Source organism: Dongia sp., assembly GCF_041906375.1.
Lineage (GTDB): Bacteria > Pseudomonadota > Alphaproteobacteria > Dongiales > Dongiaceae > Dongia.
On record NZ_JAYRJJ010000001.1, the window covers coordinates 1,096,069 to 1,113,192 of the forward strand.

The window sequence follows — 17,124 nt, forward strand, 5'->3', positions numbered from 1 at the left end:
CTCTGCGGGCGGCCAAGCCAAACACCGAGTCGGGAGGGAAGGCATGAAATCCATCGAGGCAAGGATAGCCGAGGAACTGAACGCACGTGACGTGCAGGTCCGGGCGGCGGTCGAATTGCTGGATGGCGGTGCCACCGTTCCCTTCATCGCGCGCTACCGCAAAGAGGTCACCGGGGGGCTCGATGATACGCAGCTGCGCAAGCTGGAGGAGCGGCTGGGCTATCTGCGCGAGTTGGAAGACCGCCGGGCTACGATCTTCAAGAGCATTGAAGAACAGGGCAAGATGACCGACGAGCTGTCGCGTGAGATCGCGATTGCCGATACCAAGGCGCGTCTTGAAGATCTCTATCTGCCGTTCAAGCCCAAGCGCCGCACCAAGGCGATGATTGCGCGCGAAGCTGGGCTGGAGCCGTTGGCCGATCTGCTGTTGGCCGAGCCCAAGCGCAACCCGCAGGAAGAGGCGGCAAGCTATGTGAATGCCGAAAAGGGTGTTGCCGATGTGAAGGCAGCGCTCGAGGGCGCCCGCGACATCCTGGCGGAACGCTTTGCCGAAGACGCCGATCTTCTGGCGCGCCTGCGCGAATTCATGTGGGACAAGGCGCGCCTCGTCTCGAAGGTCATGGACGGCAAGCAGGATTCCGGCGCCAAATTCTCGGACTATTTCGATGCGGCCGAGCCGATCTCAAAAGTGCCGTCGCACCGCGCGCTTGCCATGTTCCGTGGCCAGAAGGAAGAGATCCTGGCCCTCAACCTCGCCATCGATGAACCGGAAGACCGCAAGGCGCTCAACGAGGCCGAGCGCATCATTGCCGCCAAGTCCGGCGTTGCCGATCAGGGCAGGGCAGCGGATTCCTGGCTCATCGACGTGGTGCATTGGTGCTGGCGCGTGAAGTTGAAGCTCAGTCTGGAACTCGACCTCATGGGGCGCTTGCGCCAGGCGGCTGAGGACGAGGCCGTTCGTGTGTTTGCCTCGAACCTCAAGGACGTGCTGATGTCGGCGCCGGCCGGCGGCCGGCCGACCCTGGGTCTCGACCCTGGCCTGCGGACGGGCTGCAAGGTTGCGGTCATTGCTGCTACCGGCAAGGTGCTGGAATTCGCCACGATCTATCCGCATGAGCCCAAGCGGCAATGGGATGAATCGATCGCGGTCCTCGCGGCCCTCTGCCATCGCCACAAACTGGAGCTGGTGGCCATCGGCAACGGTACGGCCAGTCGCGAGACCGACAAGCTTGCGGACGATCTGATGAAGCGCCATCCGGAGCTGAAGCTCACCAAGGTGATGGTGTCGGAAGCAGGTGCCTCCGTCTATTCGGCATCGGAATACGCTTCCAAGGAATTGCCTGAACTCGATGTCACCATCCGCGGCGCCGTCTCCATCGCGCGGCGTCTGCAGGACCCGCTGGCCGAACTGGTGAAGATCGACCCGAAATCCATCGGCGTCGGCCAGTATCAGCATGACGTCGCTGAGTTCCGCCTTTCCAAGGCGCTCGATGCCGTGGTCGAGGATTGCGTGAACGCGGTGGGTGTCGAGATCAACACCGCGTCGGCCAAGTTGCTGGCGCGCGTGTCGGGCCTTGGCGAAAGCCTGGCGCAGAACATCATCGCCTTCCGCGATGCCAACGGTCCGTTCAAGTCGCGCAAGGAATTGCTGAACGTACCGCGTCTGGGGCCAAAGGCGTTCGAACAGGCGGCGGGCTTCCTGCGCATCCGTGATGGCGAAGACCCGCTCGACCAATCCTCAGTGCATCCGGAAGCCTATCCGGTCGTGCGCCGCATCATGGCGGTGACGGGTCGCGATGTGCGCGCGGTCATCGGCGACAGCACCCTGCTGCGCAAGCTGAAGCCGGAAGAATTCACCGACGAGACCTTCGGTGTGCCGACGGTCACGGATATCCTCAAGGAGCTGGAAAAGCCCGGCCGCGATCCGCGACCGGAATTTAAGACGGCGACCTTTAAGGAAGGCGTCGAGGAAATGAAGGACCTGCAGCCCGGCATGCAGCTCGAAGGCGTCGTCACCAACGTCGCGGCCTTCGGTGCCTTCGTCGATATCGGCGTGCATCAGGACGGGCTCGTCCACGTCTCGGCGCTCGCCGACCGGTTCGTGAAGGATCCGCGCGAAGTGGTGAAGCCCGGTGACGTGGTGAAGGTCCGCGTGCTGGAGGTCGATATCAAGCGCAAGCGCATCTCGCTCACCATGCGCTCCGGTGATACGCCACAGAACCGGCAGAACACGGAAACGCCGAAGGACCGCCCGATGGGTCGGAACGAACGCAAGTTCATGCAGGACAACAAGCCGGCGCCACGCAAGGACGAAGGCGGCGGTGCTCTCGCCGCGGCCTTCGCGAAGGCCGGGATCAAGAAGTAGGACCGAGGGCTCTCGCCCATAAAGTTCGTCATGCCCGGGCTTGACCCGGGCATCAGTTCGCAACTGAAAGACAGAGCCCTGTCGGACAAGATCCCCGGGTCAAGCCTGGGGATGACGGCCTATTCCGTGGGGTGAGGGGCCTCTCGCCAAGACCCGATTCCGCCGTTACGCTCGATTCTGACGTGGAATCGAGGGTCGGTTGAGCAAGCTGTTGCTGATATCGCTGGGGAAATTGACCGGCGCGGTGCTTGAAGCTGCCGCCCGCGATGGCCGATTCCCGCATATCATCGTCGCGACCAGGAACACGGCCCATGCTCGCGCCAAGGCCAATTCCGCCAGGATCGGCGCAGCGCTCGAGGGCCAATATCCGCGCATCGATGTGGTGGCCTTCGATTTCAACGCGCCCAATGCGCCGGAAACTTTGCGCAAGATCCAGCCGGATCTGATGTTCGCGGCGCCTACCTATTTGCCCTGGTGGAAGGTGGCGGCCAGCGGCAATGCCAAATTGAAGGCGCTGCCCTTTGCGGGCTGGCTCGCCTGCCATCTGGCGCCAATGCTGGCCTTGCGGGCGGCCTGGGAGAAATCGGAACTGCATTGCCCCTGGGTCAGCGGCACCTATCCGGACGTGGTCAATGCCATCCTGCACATGACCGGGCAGGGGCCCAGCATCGGCATCGGCAATATCAGCGAATGCCTGCCCAAGATCCGCTTTCTCGCCAGCGAGCATGCCAAGGCGGCGATCCCCGAACTTGCCGTGAAACTGGTGGGCGGGCATGCGCTCTCCGCGCTGTTCTATCGCGAGGAACCGGTCAAGGAATTGCCGCCGTTTCTGCTGCAGGTTCTGTGGCATGGGCATGACATCTCGCTCGCCGTCAAAGACAAGCTGCGCAGCGTCAAGATGGCGGTGGAGCACACGGATGAGATTAACCGCATCACGGCCTCGGCCTCCCTCGATGTGCTGGCCGCCCTGCTCAGCGAAGAGCCCTATGCCCTACATGCGCCAGCGCCCAACGGTCTCGTCGGCGGTTACCCCGTCACCGTGAGCCGCAAGGGTGTTGCCGTCGATCTGCCGCGCGAATGGACCTTGGAGCAGGCGCTGGGTGTCAATGCCGCGGCGCTGACCTCCGACGGCATTACGGCCATCGAAAAGGACGGTACGGTGATCTTCACCGAGAAGACGGCCGCTGCACTCAAGACACTGCTCGGCGAGGAATGGCCGCGCCTGAAGCCGAACGACGCGGCCGCGATGGCGACGAAGCTGCTGACAGTTCTTTAAACCTCGGTCGTGCGCGCTTCCTCAAGGATCCAGTCGAGCAGCCCTTGCGCCTCAGGTCGTTTCAGCACGTCCGGGGCATGCACGATGTAGTAGGCGAAGGGCGTCACGATGCTCTTCTCGAATGGCGAAACCAGGCGCCCGTCGGCGAGGAGATCGGCCACGGCGCCGGTCGTACCCAGCGCGATACCCTGGCCAGCGACGGCCGCCTGGAGGCAGAGGGCGAAATCCGTGAAGTGGATGCCTCGTGCGGAGTCGATATCAGGAACGCCTGCGACGCGCAGCCAGGCCGGCCAGTCGGGCCAGATGACAGCCTGTCCGGTCCAGTCGAGATGAAGCAGCGTATGGTGCTGCAGATCGCGCGGCTCGTTGAGCGGGTTGGCTTTGAGGATGCGCGGGCTGCAGACCGGGAACACTTCGTCGGCGAACAGACGGTGTGCCGTCACGTCCGGCCAGTCACCGAGCCCGAAGCGGATGTCGAAATCGAAGGCATCCGGCTCCAATTGCGTCCAGCTTGTCGCCGTCTCCAGCACCACATCGACGCTGTCGGGGCGGGCGCGGTAACGCTGCAGCCGGGTCAGCAGCCAGTTGGCAGCAAGCGCAGGGTCCTCGATTCGCAGGCGCAGCGACAGGCCCTTGAGGCCCTTGCGCATCCTATCCGAGACTCGGCCAAGCAGGCGGAAGGCGGCGGTGAGGTCATCCTTCACCTCCTGTCCCATGCGGGTCAGGGTGATGCCGGTGCCTTGGCGCTGGACGAGGGCACGGCCGATCTCGGCCTCCAGGGCCTTTACCTGCTGGCTGACGGCGCCCGGGGTGACGTTCAATTCGGCCGCGGCCTGGCGGACGCTGCCCAGGCGGGCAACGGCCTCAAAGGCGCGGAGGCCCGGCAGGGCGGCAAGGCGTCGCGGTGGATTTAGCATAGCTAAACATATTCGTTAATACATATCGCGTGTCAACCGGTCTTTGACGTCCTAAATTAAGCCTATCAAACGAATGCTGCAGAGCGGCATGAACCTCCGGGCGAGGGCATGCGACAGAGTGCAGCTAAACGACTGGAGACCGATCATGCTTACCCGTCTGTTCCTGCGTGGCCGTGCCAAGGCGATCTCGCCGAAACTTGAAACTGTGCTCGCCGATTACGACGAGCATCTGTTGCAGGACATGGGGCTGCTGCGCGACCCGGCCAACCATCTGATGCGCGCGCCGGCCGAGTTCTACGCCTACGACACCACCAAGTTTCAGGGTCCGCGGGCGGCCTGAAAAGGACGGTCCAAAGACACGCCGAAAGGCCTGAAGCGGAGCCGTTTCAGGCCACCATCTCCCTAACATCCCTGCCTTGCGCCCGCCGCTTTCGCCAGATCGCGGCGGGCCTTTGTTTTTATTGACTTTTTTCGGTTGGCCTCGGCCCGGCATTTGTTGTGACAGCCGGACCGATCTGCTATCTTCCGCTCGCGGTTTCGGGGGATCCCGCGCTGCCCGATAAAGTATTGAAGCACAAGGCATAATTTCCAGTGACAGAGACGCCGACAACACCCGGATTCGATATCGCGCCGATCAATATCGAAGAGGAGATGAAACGCTCCTATCTCGACTATGCGATGAGCGTGATCGTCAGCCGTGCGCTGCCCGATGTGCGCGACGGCCTGAAGCCGGTCCACCGCCGCATTCTCTACGCCATGAGCGAGGGCGGATTCTCCTCCTCCAGCGGGTTCAAGAAGTCGGCCCGCGCGGTTGGCGAGGTGATGGCCAAATACCATCCCCATGGCGATCAATCGATCTATGACGCCATGGTGCGCATGGCGCAGGATTTCTCGCTGCGGGTTCTGCTGGTCGACGGCCAGGGCAATTTCGGCTCGATGGACGGCGATCCGCCGGCGGCCATGCGTTACACGGAATCCCGCCTCTCGAAGGCCGCGGAAGCCCTGCTCGAGGATATCGACAAGGAAACGGTCGATTTCCAGGACAATTACGACGGGCGCGAGCAGGAGCCGGTGGTGCTGCCGGCGCGCTTCCCCAACCTGCTGGTCAATGGTGCCGGCGGTATCGCCGTCGGCATGGCGACCAATATCCCGACACATAATCTTTCCGAAGTCATCGACGCCTGCTGCGCCTATGTCGACAACCCTGATATCAGCATCGATGAACTGATGCGCCTGGTGCCGGGCCCCGATTTCCCGACCGGCGGCATCATCCTGGGGCGCAACGGCATCCGCGAGGCCTATCATTTCGGCCGTGGCTCGGTCGTCATGCGCGGCCGCACCCATGTGGAAGAGGTGCGCAAGGATCGCGAAGCCATCGTCATCACCGAGATTCCGTACCAGGTGAACAAGGCGCGCATGATCGAACGCATGGCCGAATGCGTGCGCGAGAAGATCATCGAAGGTATCGCCGACCTGCGCGACGAGAGCGACCGCGACGGCGTCCGCGTGGTGGTCGAACTGAAGCGCGACGCCATGTCGGATGTCGTGCTCAATCAGTTGTTCCGCTTCACGCCGCTGCAATCCTCTTTCGGCGTCAACATGCTGGCGCTGAACGGCGGCAAGCCGGAAATGCTGACGCTGAAGTCGATCATCGTCGCTTTCGTTGCCTTCCGCGAGGAAGTCATCACGCGGCGCACGATCTACGACCTCGGCAAGGCGCGCGAGCGGGCGCATGTCTTGGTCGGCCTCGCCATTGCCGTCGCCAATATTGACGAAGTGATCCAGGCGATCCGCACCGCGCCGGATCCGCAGGTCGCCAAGGAGCGCCTGATGTCGCGCGCCTGGCCGGCGGCCGATGTCGGGGCGCTTATCCGCCTCATCGACGATCCGGAGCATCCGATCGCCGAGGACGAGACCTACCGGCTCAGCGAAGCCCAGGCCAAAGCCATCCTGGACCTGCGCCTGCAGCGCCTGACCGGCCTCGAGCGCGAGAAGATCGCCGAAGAACTGAACGGTCTTGCGAAGGAGATCGTCGATCATCTGGAAACGCTGGAAAGCCGACCGAAGCGCCTCACCATCCTGCGCAACGAATTGCTGGAGATCCGTGGCCAGTTCGGCTCGGACCGCAAGACGACGATCGAGGATTCGGAATTCGAGCACGATATCGAGGACCTGATCCAGCGCGAGGACATGGTCGTCACCGTGACTCATGGCGGCTATATCAAGCGCGTGCCGCTTTCGGCCTACCGGGCGCAGCGCCGCGGTGGCAAGGGCCGCTCCGGCATGTCGACCAGAGACGAGGATTTCGTCAGCCAGGTCTTCGTCGCTGACACGCATACGCCTGTCCTGTTCTTCTCGACCAAGGGCATGGTCTACAAGACCAAGGTCTACCGGCTGCCGCTCGGCAACCCGCAGGCGCGCGGCAAGGCGCTGGTGAACATGCTGCCGCTGGGTGATGGCGAGACGATCTCGACCCTCATGCCGCTACCCGAGGACGAGGCGACCTGGCGCAACAGCCACGTCATGTTCGCCACCGCCAGCGGCTATGTGCGCCGGAACGAGCTCAGCGATTTCGTCGATGTGAAGGCCAATGGCAAGATCGCCATGAAGCTCGAAGACGGCGACAAGCTGATCGGCGTCGCGGTCTGTACCAACGAAAATGACATCCTGCTGGCTGCCCGCAGCGGCAAGGCGATCCGCTTCCCGGTTACCGACGTCCGTGTTTTTGCCGGCCGCGATTCGGTCGGTGTGCGCGGCATCAAGCTCGAAGCCGGCGACAATGTCGTCTCCATGTCCGTCCTCAACCATATCGAGGTGGAGACGGAGGAGCGCGACGCCTATCTTCGCATCGCTGCCCAAAAGCGGCGTGGCTCGGAAGAGGGGGCCGCCGAGGCTGAAGAGGCGCCGGCGGAAACCACCATCACCCTGACGCCCGAACGTATTGCCGAACTGGAAGCCAAGGACGAGCTGATCCTGACCATCACGGCCAAGGGCTTCGGCAAGCGGACATCGGCCTATGAGTACCGGGTCACGGGGCGCGGCGGGCAGGGCATCGCCAATATCGAGACCTCGGCCAGGAACGGCGCGGTTGCCGCTTCCTTCCCGGTCACCGAGCGCGACCAGATCATGCTGGTGACCGATGGCGGCCAGTTGATCCGCTGCCCGGTCCACGACATCCGCGTCGCCCGCCGCCAGACCCAGGGCGTCACCGTCTTCAAGGTGGCGGGGGACGAGCAGGTCGTGGCGGTCGCCCATATGCCGGATATCGGTGACGAGGGCGAGGAAGCCGACGGCGCCGAGGGGGAGGCCGTAGTAGCGGCGGATGCGCCGGCCGGGTCCGGCCAAGTTGAATCCGAGCCCGGCAATGGGGAGGGGGAGAATGGCTAAGCGGATCGGGGTCTATCCCGGCACTTTCGACCCCGTCACCAATGGTCATATGGACATCATCCGGCGCGCCAGCCTGCTGGCCGACCGACTCATCATTGCCGTCTCAACCAATGCCGGGAAGGGACCACTCTTGACCATCGGCGAGCGCATGTCGCTGATGGAGGCGGAGCTTGCCGACCCCCGCAACGGTCTCGATCAGGGCAAGATCGAGCTCCGCGCCTTCGACAACCTGCTGATGCACTTCGTCGAGGAGATGGGCGCGCATTTCATCATCCGGGGCCTGCGCGCCGTGTCCGACTTCGAATATGAGTTCCAGATGGCCGGCATGAACGCCCGCCTTGACCCCAAAGTCGAGACGGTCTTTCTGATGGCGTCCGAGCGGCAGCAATTCATCTCCTCGCGCTTTATCAAGGAGATCGGCAGGCTCGGCGGCCGGATCGACGAGTTTGTCTCGCCCCAGGTCAACGATTATCTGAAGAAGATTTTCAGCTCCGGTCGTTAATTCATTGTTTCTAAAATAATAACTTGCGAAATACATTGCGGCTTGGAACTGACGCGCCGCGGCGATGGGCGCTTGCTTTTTGTCCTGGATAATGGGATTTCATCGCCGCCGCAGTCATGGTGAGGGCCGGTAGCTCAGCGGTAGAGCATCTGACTTTTAATCAGAGGGTCGCGGGTTCGAACCCCGCCCGGCTCACCAACCTCCCCAAATCCGTCCCTCGGACGCCTCTTCAGGATTCACCAAATGAACGCGACTCTTGCCGAAACGCTCTGGTCGGGGCTTGCCCTCAGCCGCCTCAACAAGGTTCTGGCTGTGCTGGCCGGTACCGCACTTCTGGCCGTTTCGGCGCATATTCAGGTCCCGTTCTGGCCGGTGCCGATGACCATGCAGACCTTTGTCGTCCTGATGATCGGTGCGGCCTTTGGCGCCCGTTTGGGTGCTGCCACAATTCTCGCCTACCTCATCGAGGGCGCGCTGGGGCTCCCGGTCTTTGCGACTGGGGCCGGGTTTGCCTATATGGCGGGGCCCACGGCGGGCTATCTGGCCGGGTTCCTGCTGGCTGCGGCCCTGGTCGGCTGGTTCGCCGATCGTGGCCATGGCCGTTCGGTGCTGACGACGTTGATGGCCTTCCTGGCCGGCGAGGCTGTGATTCTCGCTTTGGGTGCCGGTTGGCTCAGCGCGCATTTCGGCGCAGAAAAGGCTATTGCGACCGGTCTTCTGCCCTTCCTGCCCGGCGAAGGGGTGAAGATTGCCCTCGCATGCGCCTTGCTGCCCGTGCTCTGGCGCTTCGCCCGCCGCTGAAGGTCAGCCTGGCCAAATGCTTCTGGCGGAAGAAAATGGTGCCGGCAGAGGGATTTGAACCCCCGACCTTCGGTTTACAAAACCGCTGCACTACCACTGTGCTATGCCGGCCCGGCGCTGAAGCTGGGCTTCTTTAGCCTTGGGCGGCGGTCGAGGGCAAGCATTTCCGGGATCTGAAAATAATGCGGGCGCCCAGTGGGGATGGCACCGGACGCCCGCGCTCTGAAGCGGAGATGGGGACGGTTAGGTGAGCCCCGCTTCATGGCAGAGAATCTAGGCACGATCCGGCCCAGCGTCTGTGATTTGGGTCACAGGGGTTGGAGGAATGATGGCGTCGTAACCAAGATGTAATCCAAGCTTGGCGAAAGTTAGGAATCTGGTTAGGTTCGCCCCCCCAATCGGACGGATTGATCGGAGTAACTGGTGGCTTTTGACTTCACGACGAAGCGCTGGTGGCGGAAAATGAAGCGCTACCTCAAATGGCGCCTCAAGAACCCATTTGCGCCCTATGAGGACTACTACGTCTATTCCGTGATGAAGAAGATTCGCCATGGCAGCGGTCATCCGGCGATTGGCAGCGCGTCGCGACCTGTGCGCGGGCACGACGAACTCCTGGAGTTTTTGAAAAGGTATGGACTGCAACCGAATGATGTTGCGGTAGATTATGGCTGCGGCTCCTTGCGATTGGGCCGAGCTGTCATCGACTATCTTGAGCCCGGCAAGTTCTGGGGCGTGGATATCACCAGCGAGTTTTACGAACTTGGCCTGGCTGCCATGGAGCCCGAATTGCTGCGGCAAAAGGCGCCGAAGCTGGGTGTTATCAATCCGGAAACACTGGCCAAGGTTCGGGCCGACAAGCCGCGCTTCATCGGATCGTGGCATGTCTGCTCGAAAGTGCCGGAAGCGCGCCTCGACAGCTATGTCGGGAGTATCATCTCGCTCATGACGGCGGGCAGTACGGCGATCATTCATTTCCCGGAGACCGCTGAGCGGCGGCAATTGTCCGGGCTTGCCTGGGCCAGCCCGCGTTCTTTGATGGAAAAGGTCGTGCGGCGGCATGCCCCCAACGCACGGATCTCGTTCGATCCGCTGACCGACACCGAAAGTGAAGGCGTGCGGCAGACCCTGCTCGTCATCCGGACCTAGGTCCGCGCTGGTGCACCCGTAAATCGGTCAGGATTTGGGCGCAATGCGGCCTGAAAGGCGATAGCGGCTGCCGGGATAGATCAGGCGCACATGGCTGACCGGCTTCCCGGCAGACCAGGTGCGGCGGGTGAGTTGCAGACAGGGCTCATGGGCGTCGATCTTGAGCCATTTCCGTTCCGCCGCATTGGGCAGGACAGCTTCGATGATATGCTCCGCCTCCGAAATCGGCGCGATTGCGGTCAGATAGACATAAGGTGTCTGTCGCGTGAAATCCTGGGCGAGGTAGTCGCTCGCATGCCGCGGGTCGACATAGCGATCCTCGAGCTGCACCGGCAGCTCATTCTCCCGGTGCAGGATGACCGAATGAAATACACGGCTGCCGGCTTTGACGCCAAAGGTCGCGGCGATGTCGTCAGGGGCCGCTTCCGCCTTCAGTGAGATGACCTCGGCCCGGTGCTCATGGCCGCGCTCGGCGATCTCCTCGGCGATGTTGCGGACCTCGAAGAGGGCGGCCTGCGGCTTTGCTGTGGCGACAAAGGTGCCGACGCCCTGGACACGGGTCAGCACGCCCTCCAAAGTCAGTTCGCGCAGGGCCCGGTTGATGGTCATGCGGCTGACGCCCAAGGCCTTCACCAGCTCGGCCTCGGAGGAAATGCGATCGCCGGCACGCCAGGTGCCGCTTTTGATCCGATCGGCAATCATGCGCTTAACACGCTGATAATGTGGAATCATTGCTTGGTTCATGCAGTCCCCGATCGACCCTGCGACTGGACTCGACAGCGAGCCCGAAATCCAAGATATATATACATGTATAGACAGCCATTCGGAAAGCCCCCATGCCGAGAGCCGTTATTGCACCCATTGCCTTGCTGCCGGAAGGCTGGGCCGAGCAGGTACTGATCGAGTTCGGCCGCGATGGGCGGATCACCCGCGTCGAAGCCGGGGCCGCGAAATCGGGCGATGCCGACCACTGCCAGGGGCCGGTCCTGCCCGGTATGCCCAATCTCCATTCTCATGCTTTTCAGCGGGCCATGGCGGGGTTGGCCGAAGTGGCGCTCAACCCGGAAGACAGTTTCTGGACCTGGCGTGACCTCATGTACCGGCTGGTGGGCCGGCTGACGCCGGAACAGGTCGAAGACATTGCCCGCTACCTCTATATCGACATGTTGAAGGGCGGCTATACCGCGGTCGCGGAATTCCACTACCTGCACCATGGGCTGGACGGCAAGCCCTATGCCGATCCGGCCGAAATGTCGCGCCGGGTTCTGCGCGCGGCGGAGCGGGCTGGGATCGGCATTACGCTGCTGCCCGTGCTCTATGCCCATGGCGGCTTCGGCGGCAAGGCGCCGAGCGACGCCCAGAAGCGGTTCATCAACACGACGGACCAGTATCTGAAACTGCAGGAAAGCCTTGCCAAGGATTGTGCGGCGCCTGGCCGCCGCCTCGGCTTCTGCTTCCATTCGCTCCGCGCCGTGACCGGGGACGAGATCAAGTCGGTCATGGGCAGCGCCGACGACGACCGGCCGGTCCATGTCCACATCGCGGAACAGCAAAAGGAGGTGGCGGATTGCCTCGCCTGGAGCGGGCGCCGGCCGATCCAATGGCTCTACGACCATGTGCCGGTCGACGAGCGTTGGTGCCTCATCCACGCGACGCATGCGGAACCGGACGAAGTGGCGGCGATGGCGAAGAGCCGGGCCGTTGCGGGCCTGTGCCCCACGACCGAGGCCAATCTGGGTGACGGCCTGTTCCCGGCCATCGATTTCGTCGCTGACGGCGGGCGCCTCGGCATCGGCTCCGACAGTCATGTTTCGTTGAGCGTCGTCGAGGAATTGCGCTGGCTGGAATATGGCCAGCGCCTGAAGCATGAACGGCGCAACCGGCTGCATGATGCCAACAAGCATGTTGCCGGCTATCTCTACCGGGCATCGCTCCAGGGTGGGGCGCAGGCTTTGGGTCAGAAAATGGGCGCCATCGCGGTTGGCAATCGGGCCGATCTGGTGGTGCTCGATGGCCAGCATCCGCTCCTGGCGCATGTCTCCGGCGATGACATTCTCGGCCGCTGGCTGTTTGCCGGACTCAACCGCATGGTCAAGGATGTCATGGTCGGCGGCGAGTGGGTCGTCCAGGACGGACGCCACGGCGATGAGATCGAGGCCGGTCGCGCCTTTGCCGCCGCGGTGAAGGCTGCCATATAGAAAGCGGGACGGCGCGGTTGCGCCGTCCCGGTCGCATTCATGCCAGTTTGGGTCGCCAGGACCCCGGCAGCAGGATATCGATTGCCAAAGCGATGAGGATCGACAGGCCGGTCAGGGGAAAGAGCATCGCCATCAGCGCCAGGATGGCGATGGCACCCCGGGCGACGCGATAGTCGCTGGGATAGCGCGGCGCACCGAGTGTCCCCTTGGGTCGCCGTTGCCACCACATGACGATGGCCGACACCGACATGAGGATAATGGCGCAGCAGGCCGCCAGCATGAGCAACTGGTTCAGTCGGCCGAATTCCTGGCCCATATGAACGCTCACCCCCCATTCAATCGTCTTCCCGACCGCCCCCAGATCCTTGAACCCGGCGTCGAACAAAACCTTGCCGCTATACTGGTCGAGATGAATGATGCGTTCGAAATCGATATCGTCCGGATAGACCGAGGCGGTGTAGACCCCCTCAGGGCTCTGCGGCAGGTCGATTACAAAACCCTTGTGAATGCCGAGATCCTCGAATGTGGCAACAGCCTTGTCCAGTCCGAAGGCAGGCGCGCCCGTCGGCGTCGATTCCGGCATCGGCGCGTTCTCCATGGTCCAATTGACCTGGGTCATTGCATCCTTCATCGGCACTGTCGAAACCGGCACGTTGTCCCAATAGCCCGTCGGATAGCCAAGCCCAGCCTGGTTCGCATAGGTATTGACCTTGTCGCCCCAGAAGCCGGACCAGGGCAGGCCCGTGATCGCCAGGAAGAAGATGAAGCCGCCGGTGTAAAGGCCCGTCACGGCGTGAAGGTCACGCCAGAATGGTCGGCGCTTGGTGCCGCTGCGGAGCTTGAACGTGCCGACATCGCGACCACGCGGCCACCACAGATAGATGCCTGTGACAACGAGAATGAGGGCCCAGCCGGCGACGATCTCAATGATCCGGTTGGCGAGCCAACCGAAGTAATCGAGGCTGTGGATCTTGCGCACCAGTTTCATGAACGGGGTGTTCGCCAAGCCGCTGTCATCGAGCTGGCCGAGAACGGCGCCGTTATAGGGGTCCATATAGACCCGCTGTTTGCCGGCCTCCGTCTTGATCGTCACGATGGCACTGGCATCGGCGCTTGCTGCCGGAATGTAGGCGGTGACGGTCCCTGGCAAAGCAAAGTTGGCCTTCGCCACGATCTCCGATGCCGGCAGATAGGCTGCATTTTGCGGGGCTACGGTCAGGTATTCCTTGTAGAAAAGGCCATTGATTTCGTCCTTCAGCAGATAGATGCCGCCGGTGACGGCGAGCAGGATCATGAAAGGAATGACGAGCAGGCCGGCATAGAAATGCCAGCGCCAGATGGCGCGGTAGAGCGGCGACAAAGCGGCAGCGCCGCGCGCCTCCGCGACGTTCGAAAGTGACATGATTGTTCCCTCGTTGGCCGGCGGCACGAAGACGTCCGGCGATTGCGACTGATCTGTTGGTACGGTTCAGATCAGCGCGGACGGAGGGGCGCGGGTGGCAAGGTCCGATGTATAGCGGGCCGGACGCGGGAGGATTTCGTCGGTGGGGAGAGCGGGCACCCACTGATCGAGTCCGGAAATGATATAGAGCGGTGCTGCTTCCGGCAAAGGCAGGGCGGCGACACCGAAGGTACTGGCGCAGGCGATCTTGCAGGATAGGCAGTCGCCTTGCGGTGCTTGCTCTTGCGGTGCCGATTTGCCGGGATCGGCGACGACGACTTGGCCGTCCTCAAGGCAAAGCATGCCGAGGCCAAGCGCCTCGTGCTGCGCCATGGCAAAGGCGTGCGCGTTTGCCACCGCCGGTCCCAGGATCGACTGGAGCAGCAGCATATAGGCCAGCGCCAACACGCGCCAAATCGGCCGTCGTTTACCTCTGGAATAGAAAAGAAATCCGCGCATGCGCCTTATTTACGCGGGGGCGTCGGTGGCGGCAAGGGCCTTACTCGGGCCGCCAGGTCGTCAGGGTATCGACGAAGCGGGTCAGGACCGGCTGCACCCGTGCGGCTGATCCTGGCTGGTAATCGAAGGGCGGCTCCTCACGCATATAGGTGCGTTGCGCCAGTTCCAGCTGGACCGCGTGAATCCCATCCTGGGGACGGCCGTAATGACGTGTGATATGTCCGCCTTTGAAACGACCGTTGACGACATGGGTGAAATCGGGGTCTTCGCAGGCGGCGGCGAGCCGTCTGGTAAGGCCCGCGGCGCAACTCTTGCCCTCATTGGTGCCGATGTTGAAGTCCGGCAATTGACCGTCGAACAGGCGCGGCACGAAGCCCTTGATCGAATGCGAGTCGAACAGGATTGCGTGCCCGTGCTGAGCCTTGATCCGCGCCAGTTCACTGGCGATGCGCTGGTGATAGGGTTGCCAGATCTCATTGAGATAGCGGGCGCGCGCCGCCGCATCCGGCGCCTTTCCGGGCGCGAACAGTGCTTGCCCGTCGAACAAGGTGTCGGGATAGAGGCCCGTTGTCGCGGTGGCATAGAGCGGCTTGTCGTCCGATGGGCGGTTGAGGTCGATGTTGAAGCGTGACCAGCGCGCGATCAGCAGGCTGGCTCCCATCTTGCGCGCAAAATCATAGAGGATCGGCAGATGCCAATCGGTGTCGCACAGGCCCTTGGCCGGATCAGCGAGGCCCGCGGCCACTTCCGGCATCAGTTCCGTGCCGACATGGGGCATGCTGATCAGCAGCGCTGAGGAGCCGGCGATGAAGTCGTAGGCCTGCGGCATGGATCAATGCGCCTTCAATGAGATGGCGATCAGCCGCGCCTTGGGGCTCAGCGTCGTCAGGCTGGCAAGCTCGGTGCTATCGCTGTCGAGGCGCAAGGTGTGGCCGTCCTGCAGATTGTTGTCGTCGCATGCCATGGCGCCGCTCAGCAAATGCAGAATGGTGAGCGGTGCCACCGCCAATGTGAGGCGCTGGTCCTTGACGAGGTCGAAGCCGTTGACGGCCGCCGCCCCCCAATCGCGCCGCACCATGACGTTGAAATCCTGGATGACACCGTCGATGAGCCGGCAATCGGTGGCCCATTCGCCTTTGAAACCATGCGGCCGCAGCGGCTTCGAGATGACTGCCGGCGGGGCCTCGCCGCCGAAGCTCAGGACCATACCGTTGCCGCTCACCAGCATGATCTGCCGGTCTATTCCCTCGAAGGTCGAGAACGGGCCGGGAGCTCCGACATCGGCCAGCGAAAGGCGCCAGTTGAAGCCGCCATCGGGCGCCGGGTCCTGCAGCAATTCAAGAGTCGAGCCGCCGCCATTCTTCCACGGCATGCGACGGTAGTCGCTGGGGCCGACCGAGGTCACGCGCATCGTTTCACCCACGAGCCGTTCTGAATGATTCCTGCGCAAGGGTTGCCGCCGAACCAGTAGCTGAGCTCCGCCGGCCGTTCGATCGACCAGATGGCAAGGTCGGCGGCCATGCCGGGCTGCAACTGGCCATGGCTGGCGGCGAGGCCCAGCGCCTTGGCGGCATGGCGTGTCGCACCCTGCAAGGCCTCTTCCGGCGTCAGGCGGAAGAAAGTGGTCGCCATGCTCAGCATCAGCAGCAGGGAAAGGGTCGGCGAAGTGCCGGGATTGTGGTCGGTCGAGATGGCAATCGGCACGCCGGCTTTGCGGAAACCGTCGATCGGCGGCAGCTTGGTCTCGCGCAGGGCGTAGAAGGCACCGGGCAGCAGCACGGCGACGACGCCCGCTTTTGCCATGGCGGCAATGCCGTCGTCGCTCACAAATTCGAGATGGTCGCAGGACAACGCTCCGAACGCGCTCGCGAGCTGCGTGCCGCCCTGATCCGACAGCTGCTCGGCATGGAGCTTCACCGGCAGGCCGAGGCGCTTGGCCGTTTCGAAGACCTTGCGCGTCTGTGCCGGGGTGAAGGCGATCTTTTCGCAGAAGGCATCGACGGCGTCGGCAAGGCTCTCGCACGCCATCGCCGGCAGGATTTGGTCGCAGACACGGGCGATGTAACCGTCGCTGTCGCCGGTGAATTCCGGCGGCAGTGCATGGGCGGCGAGGCAGGTGGTGCGCACGGTGACCGGGTGCATCTCGCCCAGGCGCCGGGCTGCCAACAGTTGCTTGCGTTCGTTGTCGAGATCGAGGCCATAGCCGGATTTGATCTCGATCGTGGTGACACCTTCGGCGGTCAGTTCCTGCAGCCGCTTGCCGGCACTGGCGACAAGTTCGTCGATACCGGCCGCGCGCGTGGCCTTTACGGTCGAGGCGATACCGCCGCCGGCCTTGGCAATCTCCTCATAGGTGGTGCCTTTGAGCCGCTGCTCGAATTCCGCAGCGCGGTCGCCGCCATAGACGAGGTGCGTGTGGCAGTCGACCAGCCCGGGACTGACCCAGCGCCCACCAAGCCTGACCGTCTCGGTTGCCTGCTGGGAGGGCAATTCGCGTCGCGGACCGATCCAGGCGATCTTACCGCCGTTCAAGGCGATTGCGGCGTCGTCGATCGCGCCATAGGGCTGGCTGCTATCGGCCATGGTGGCGGCGCGACAATCAGTCAGCAGCAGGTCCCAGGTCATGAAAGAG

15 protein-coding genes and 2 tRNA genes are annotated in these 17,124 nt (G+C 63.0%); 9 read left to right on the forward strand and 8 right to left on the reverse strand.

Annotated elements, in window-relative coordinates; all coding sequences use genetic code 11:
• Window positions 1-43: 43 nt before the first annotated feature.
• Together ACE3OA_RS05115 and ACE3OA_RS05120 are read left to right on the forward strand one after the other, a co-directional pair.
• Window positions 44-2,365 carry a Tex family protein gene (locus tag ACE3OA_RS05115; RefSeq protein ID WP_374308582.1) on the forward strand — a complete coding sequence of 774 codons (2,322 nt, stop codon included), beginning with the start codon at window positions 44-46 and terminating at the stop codon, window positions 2,363-2,365.
• Between the two features lie 199 nt (window positions 2,366-2,564).
• Complete coding sequence (locus tag ACE3OA_RS05120) at window positions 2,565-3,641, forward strand: hypothetical protein (protein ID WP_374308584.1); 1,077 nt, start codon at window positions 2,565-2,567, stop codon at window positions 3,639-3,641.
• Here ACE3OA_RS05120 and ACE3OA_RS05125 read toward each other — a convergent pair.
• Complete coding sequence (locus ACE3OA_RS05125) at window positions 3,638-4,558, reverse strand: LysR substrate-binding domain-containing protein (protein WP_374308586.1); 921 nt, start codon at window positions 4,556-4,558, stop codon at window positions 3,638-3,640. The genes ACE3OA_RS05120 and ACE3OA_RS05125 overlap by 4 nt on opposite strands.
• Window positions 4,559-4,703: 145 nt before the next feature.
• Between ACE3OA_RS05125 and ACE3OA_RS05130 the strand changes: the two genes are divergently transcribed.
• The 5 genes from ACE3OA_RS05130 (at window position 4,704) to ACE3OA_RS05150 (ending at window position 9,248) form a co-directional block, all read left to right on the forward strand.
• Window positions 4,704-4,898 (forward strand): hypothetical protein, encoded by a 195-nt coding sequence (locus ACE3OA_RS05130; protein ID WP_374308588.1) that lies wholly within the window; start codon window positions 4,704-4,706, stop codon window positions 4,896-4,898.
• Window positions 4,899-5,149: 251 nt separating this feature from the next.
• Window positions 5,150-7,945 (forward strand): DNA gyrase subunit A, encoded by a 2,796-nt coding sequence (gene gyrA / locus ACE3OA_RS05135; protein WP_374308590.1) that lies wholly within the window; start codon window positions 5,150-5,152, stop codon window positions 7,943-7,945.
• Complete coding sequence (gene coaD / locus ACE3OA_RS05140; RefSeq protein ID WP_374308592.1) at window positions 7,938-8,447, forward strand: pantetheine-phosphate adenylyltransferase; 510 nt, start codon at window positions 7,938-7,940, stop codon at window positions 8,445-8,447. Before gyrA ends, coaD begins: the two co-directional genes overlap by 8 nt.
• A gap of 123 nt (window positions 8,448-8,570) precedes the next feature.
• Window positions 8,571-8,645 (forward strand) — tRNA-Lys (locus ACE3OA_RS05145).
• Between the two features lie 45 nt (window positions 8,646-8,690).
• On the forward strand, window positions 8,691-9,248 hold the full coding sequence (locus ACE3OA_RS05150; protein WP_374308594.1) for a biotin transporter BioY: 558 nt from the start codon (window positions 8,691-8,693) through the stop codon (window positions 9,246-9,248).
• Between the two features lie 36 nt (window positions 9,249-9,284).
• Here the strand turns inward: ACE3OA_RS05150 and ACE3OA_RS05155 are convergent.
• Window positions 9,285-9,359 (reverse strand) — tRNA-Thr (locus ACE3OA_RS05155).
• Window positions 9,360-9,671: 312 nt separating this feature from the next.
• On the opposite strand from ACE3OA_RS05155, the gene ACE3OA_RS05160 reads away from it, so the two are divergent.
• A complete protein-coding gene (locus ACE3OA_RS05160; RefSeq protein WP_374308596.1) occupies window positions 9,672-10,394 on the forward strand; it encodes a hypothetical protein in 723 nt (240 codons plus the stop codon).
• A gap of 27 nt (window positions 10,395-10,421) precedes the next feature.
• Here the strand turns inward: ACE3OA_RS05160 and hutC are convergent, their stop codons facing one another.
• A complete protein-coding gene (gene hutC / locus ACE3OA_RS05165; protein WP_374308598.1) occupies window positions 10,422-11,138 on the reverse strand; it encodes a histidine utilization repressor in 717 nt (238 codons plus the stop codon).
• A gap of 92 nt (window positions 11,139-11,230) precedes the next feature.
• Between hutC and ACE3OA_RS05170 the strand changes: the two genes are divergently transcribed.
• Window positions 11,231-12,592 (forward strand): formimidoylglutamate deiminase, encoded by a 1,362-nt coding sequence (locus tag ACE3OA_RS05170; RefSeq protein ID WP_374308600.1) that lies wholly within the window; start codon window positions 11,231-11,233, stop codon window positions 12,590-12,592.
• 37 nt (window positions 12,593-12,629) lie between these two features.
• Here the strand turns inward: ACE3OA_RS05170 and ACE3OA_RS05175 are convergent, their stop codons facing one another.
• The 5 genes from ACE3OA_RS05175 to hutI all read right to left on the reverse strand — a co-directional run bounded on the left by ACE3OA_RS05175 (window position 12,630) and on the right by hutI (window position 17,117).
• Complete coding sequence (locus ACE3OA_RS05175) at window positions 12,630-13,994, reverse strand: PepSY-associated TM helix domain-containing protein (RefSeq protein WP_374308602.1); 1,365 nt, start codon at window positions 13,992-13,994, stop codon at window positions 12,630-12,632.
• Between the two features lie 66 nt (window positions 13,995-14,060).
• On the reverse strand, window positions 14,061-14,492 hold the full coding sequence (locus ACE3OA_RS05180; RefSeq protein ID WP_374308604.1) for a DUF2946 family protein: 432 nt from the start codon (window positions 14,490-14,492) through the stop codon (window positions 14,061-14,063).
• Between the two features lie 40 nt (window positions 14,493-14,532).
• The gene (hutG, locus tag ACE3OA_RS05185; RefSeq protein WP_374308606.1) at window positions 14,533-15,321 is read right to left on the reverse strand and encodes an N-formylglutamate deformylase; all 789 of its coding nucleotides are present in this window, start codon (window positions 15,319-15,321) and stop codon (window positions 14,533-14,535) included.
• Between the two features lie 3 nt (window positions 15,322-15,324).
• On the reverse strand, window positions 15,325-15,915 hold the full coding sequence (locus tag ACE3OA_RS05190) for a HutD family protein (RefSeq protein WP_374308608.1): 591 nt from the start codon (window positions 15,913-15,915) through the stop codon (window positions 15,325-15,327).
• On the reverse strand, window positions 15,894-17,117 hold the full coding sequence (gene hutI / locus ACE3OA_RS05195) for an imidazolonepropionase (RefSeq protein WP_374308610.1): 1,224 nt from the start codon (window positions 17,115-17,117) through the stop codon (window positions 15,894-15,896). The genes ACE3OA_RS05190 and hutI overlap by 22 nt, the downstream gene beginning before the upstream one ends.
• Window positions 17,118-17,124 lie beyond the last annotated feature (7 nt).

What these genes read in the sequence shown, in the direction of transcription:
- ACE3OA_RS05130 (WP_374308588.1), top strand. Translation starts at nt 4,704, where the DNA reads ATGCTTACCCGTCTGTTCCTGCGTGGCCGTGCCAAGGCGATCTCGCCG.
- ACE3OA_RS05175 (WP_374308602.1), bottom strand. Translation starts at nt 13,994, where the DNA reads ATGTCACTTTCGAACGTCGCGGAGGCGCGCGGCGCTGCCGCTTTGTCG.
- ACE3OA_RS05180 (WP_374308604.1), bottom strand. Translation starts at nt 14,492, where the DNA reads ATGCGCGGATTTCTTTTCTATTCCAGAGGTAAACGACGGCCGATTTGG.
- ACE3OA_RS05115 (WP_374308582.1), top strand. Translation starts at nt 44, where the DNA reads ATGAAATCCATCGAGGCAAGGATAGCCGAGGAACTGAACGCACGTGAC.
- ACE3OA_RS05125 (WP_374308586.1), bottom strand. Translation starts at nt 4,558, where the DNA reads ATGCTAAATCCACCGCGACGCCTTGCCGCCCTGCCGGGCCTCCGCGCC.
- ACE3OA_RS05150 (WP_374308594.1), top strand. Translation starts at nt 8,691, where the DNA reads ATGAACGCGACTCTTGCCGAAACGCTCTGGTCGGGGCTTGCCCTCAGC.
- ACE3OA_RS05170 (WP_374308600.1), top strand. Translation starts at nt 11,231, where the DNA reads ATGCCGAGAGCCGTTATTGCACCCATTGCCTTGCTGCCGGAAGGCTGG.
- coaD (WP_374308592.1), top strand. Translation starts at nt 7,938, where the DNA reads ATGGCTAAGCGGATCGGGGTCTATCCCGGCACTTTCGACCCCGTCACC.
- hutI (WP_374308610.1), bottom strand. Translation starts at nt 17,117, where the DNA reads ATGACCTGGGACCTGCTGCTGACTGATTGTCGCGCCGCCACCATGGCC.
- hutC (WP_374308598.1), bottom strand. Translation starts at nt 11,138, where the DNA reads ATGAACCAAGCAATGATTCCACATTATCAGCGTGTTAAGCGCATGATT.
- hutG (WP_374308606.1), bottom strand. Translation starts at nt 15,321, where the DNA reads ATGCCGCAGGCCTACGACTTCATCGCCGGCTCCTCAGCGCTGCTGATC.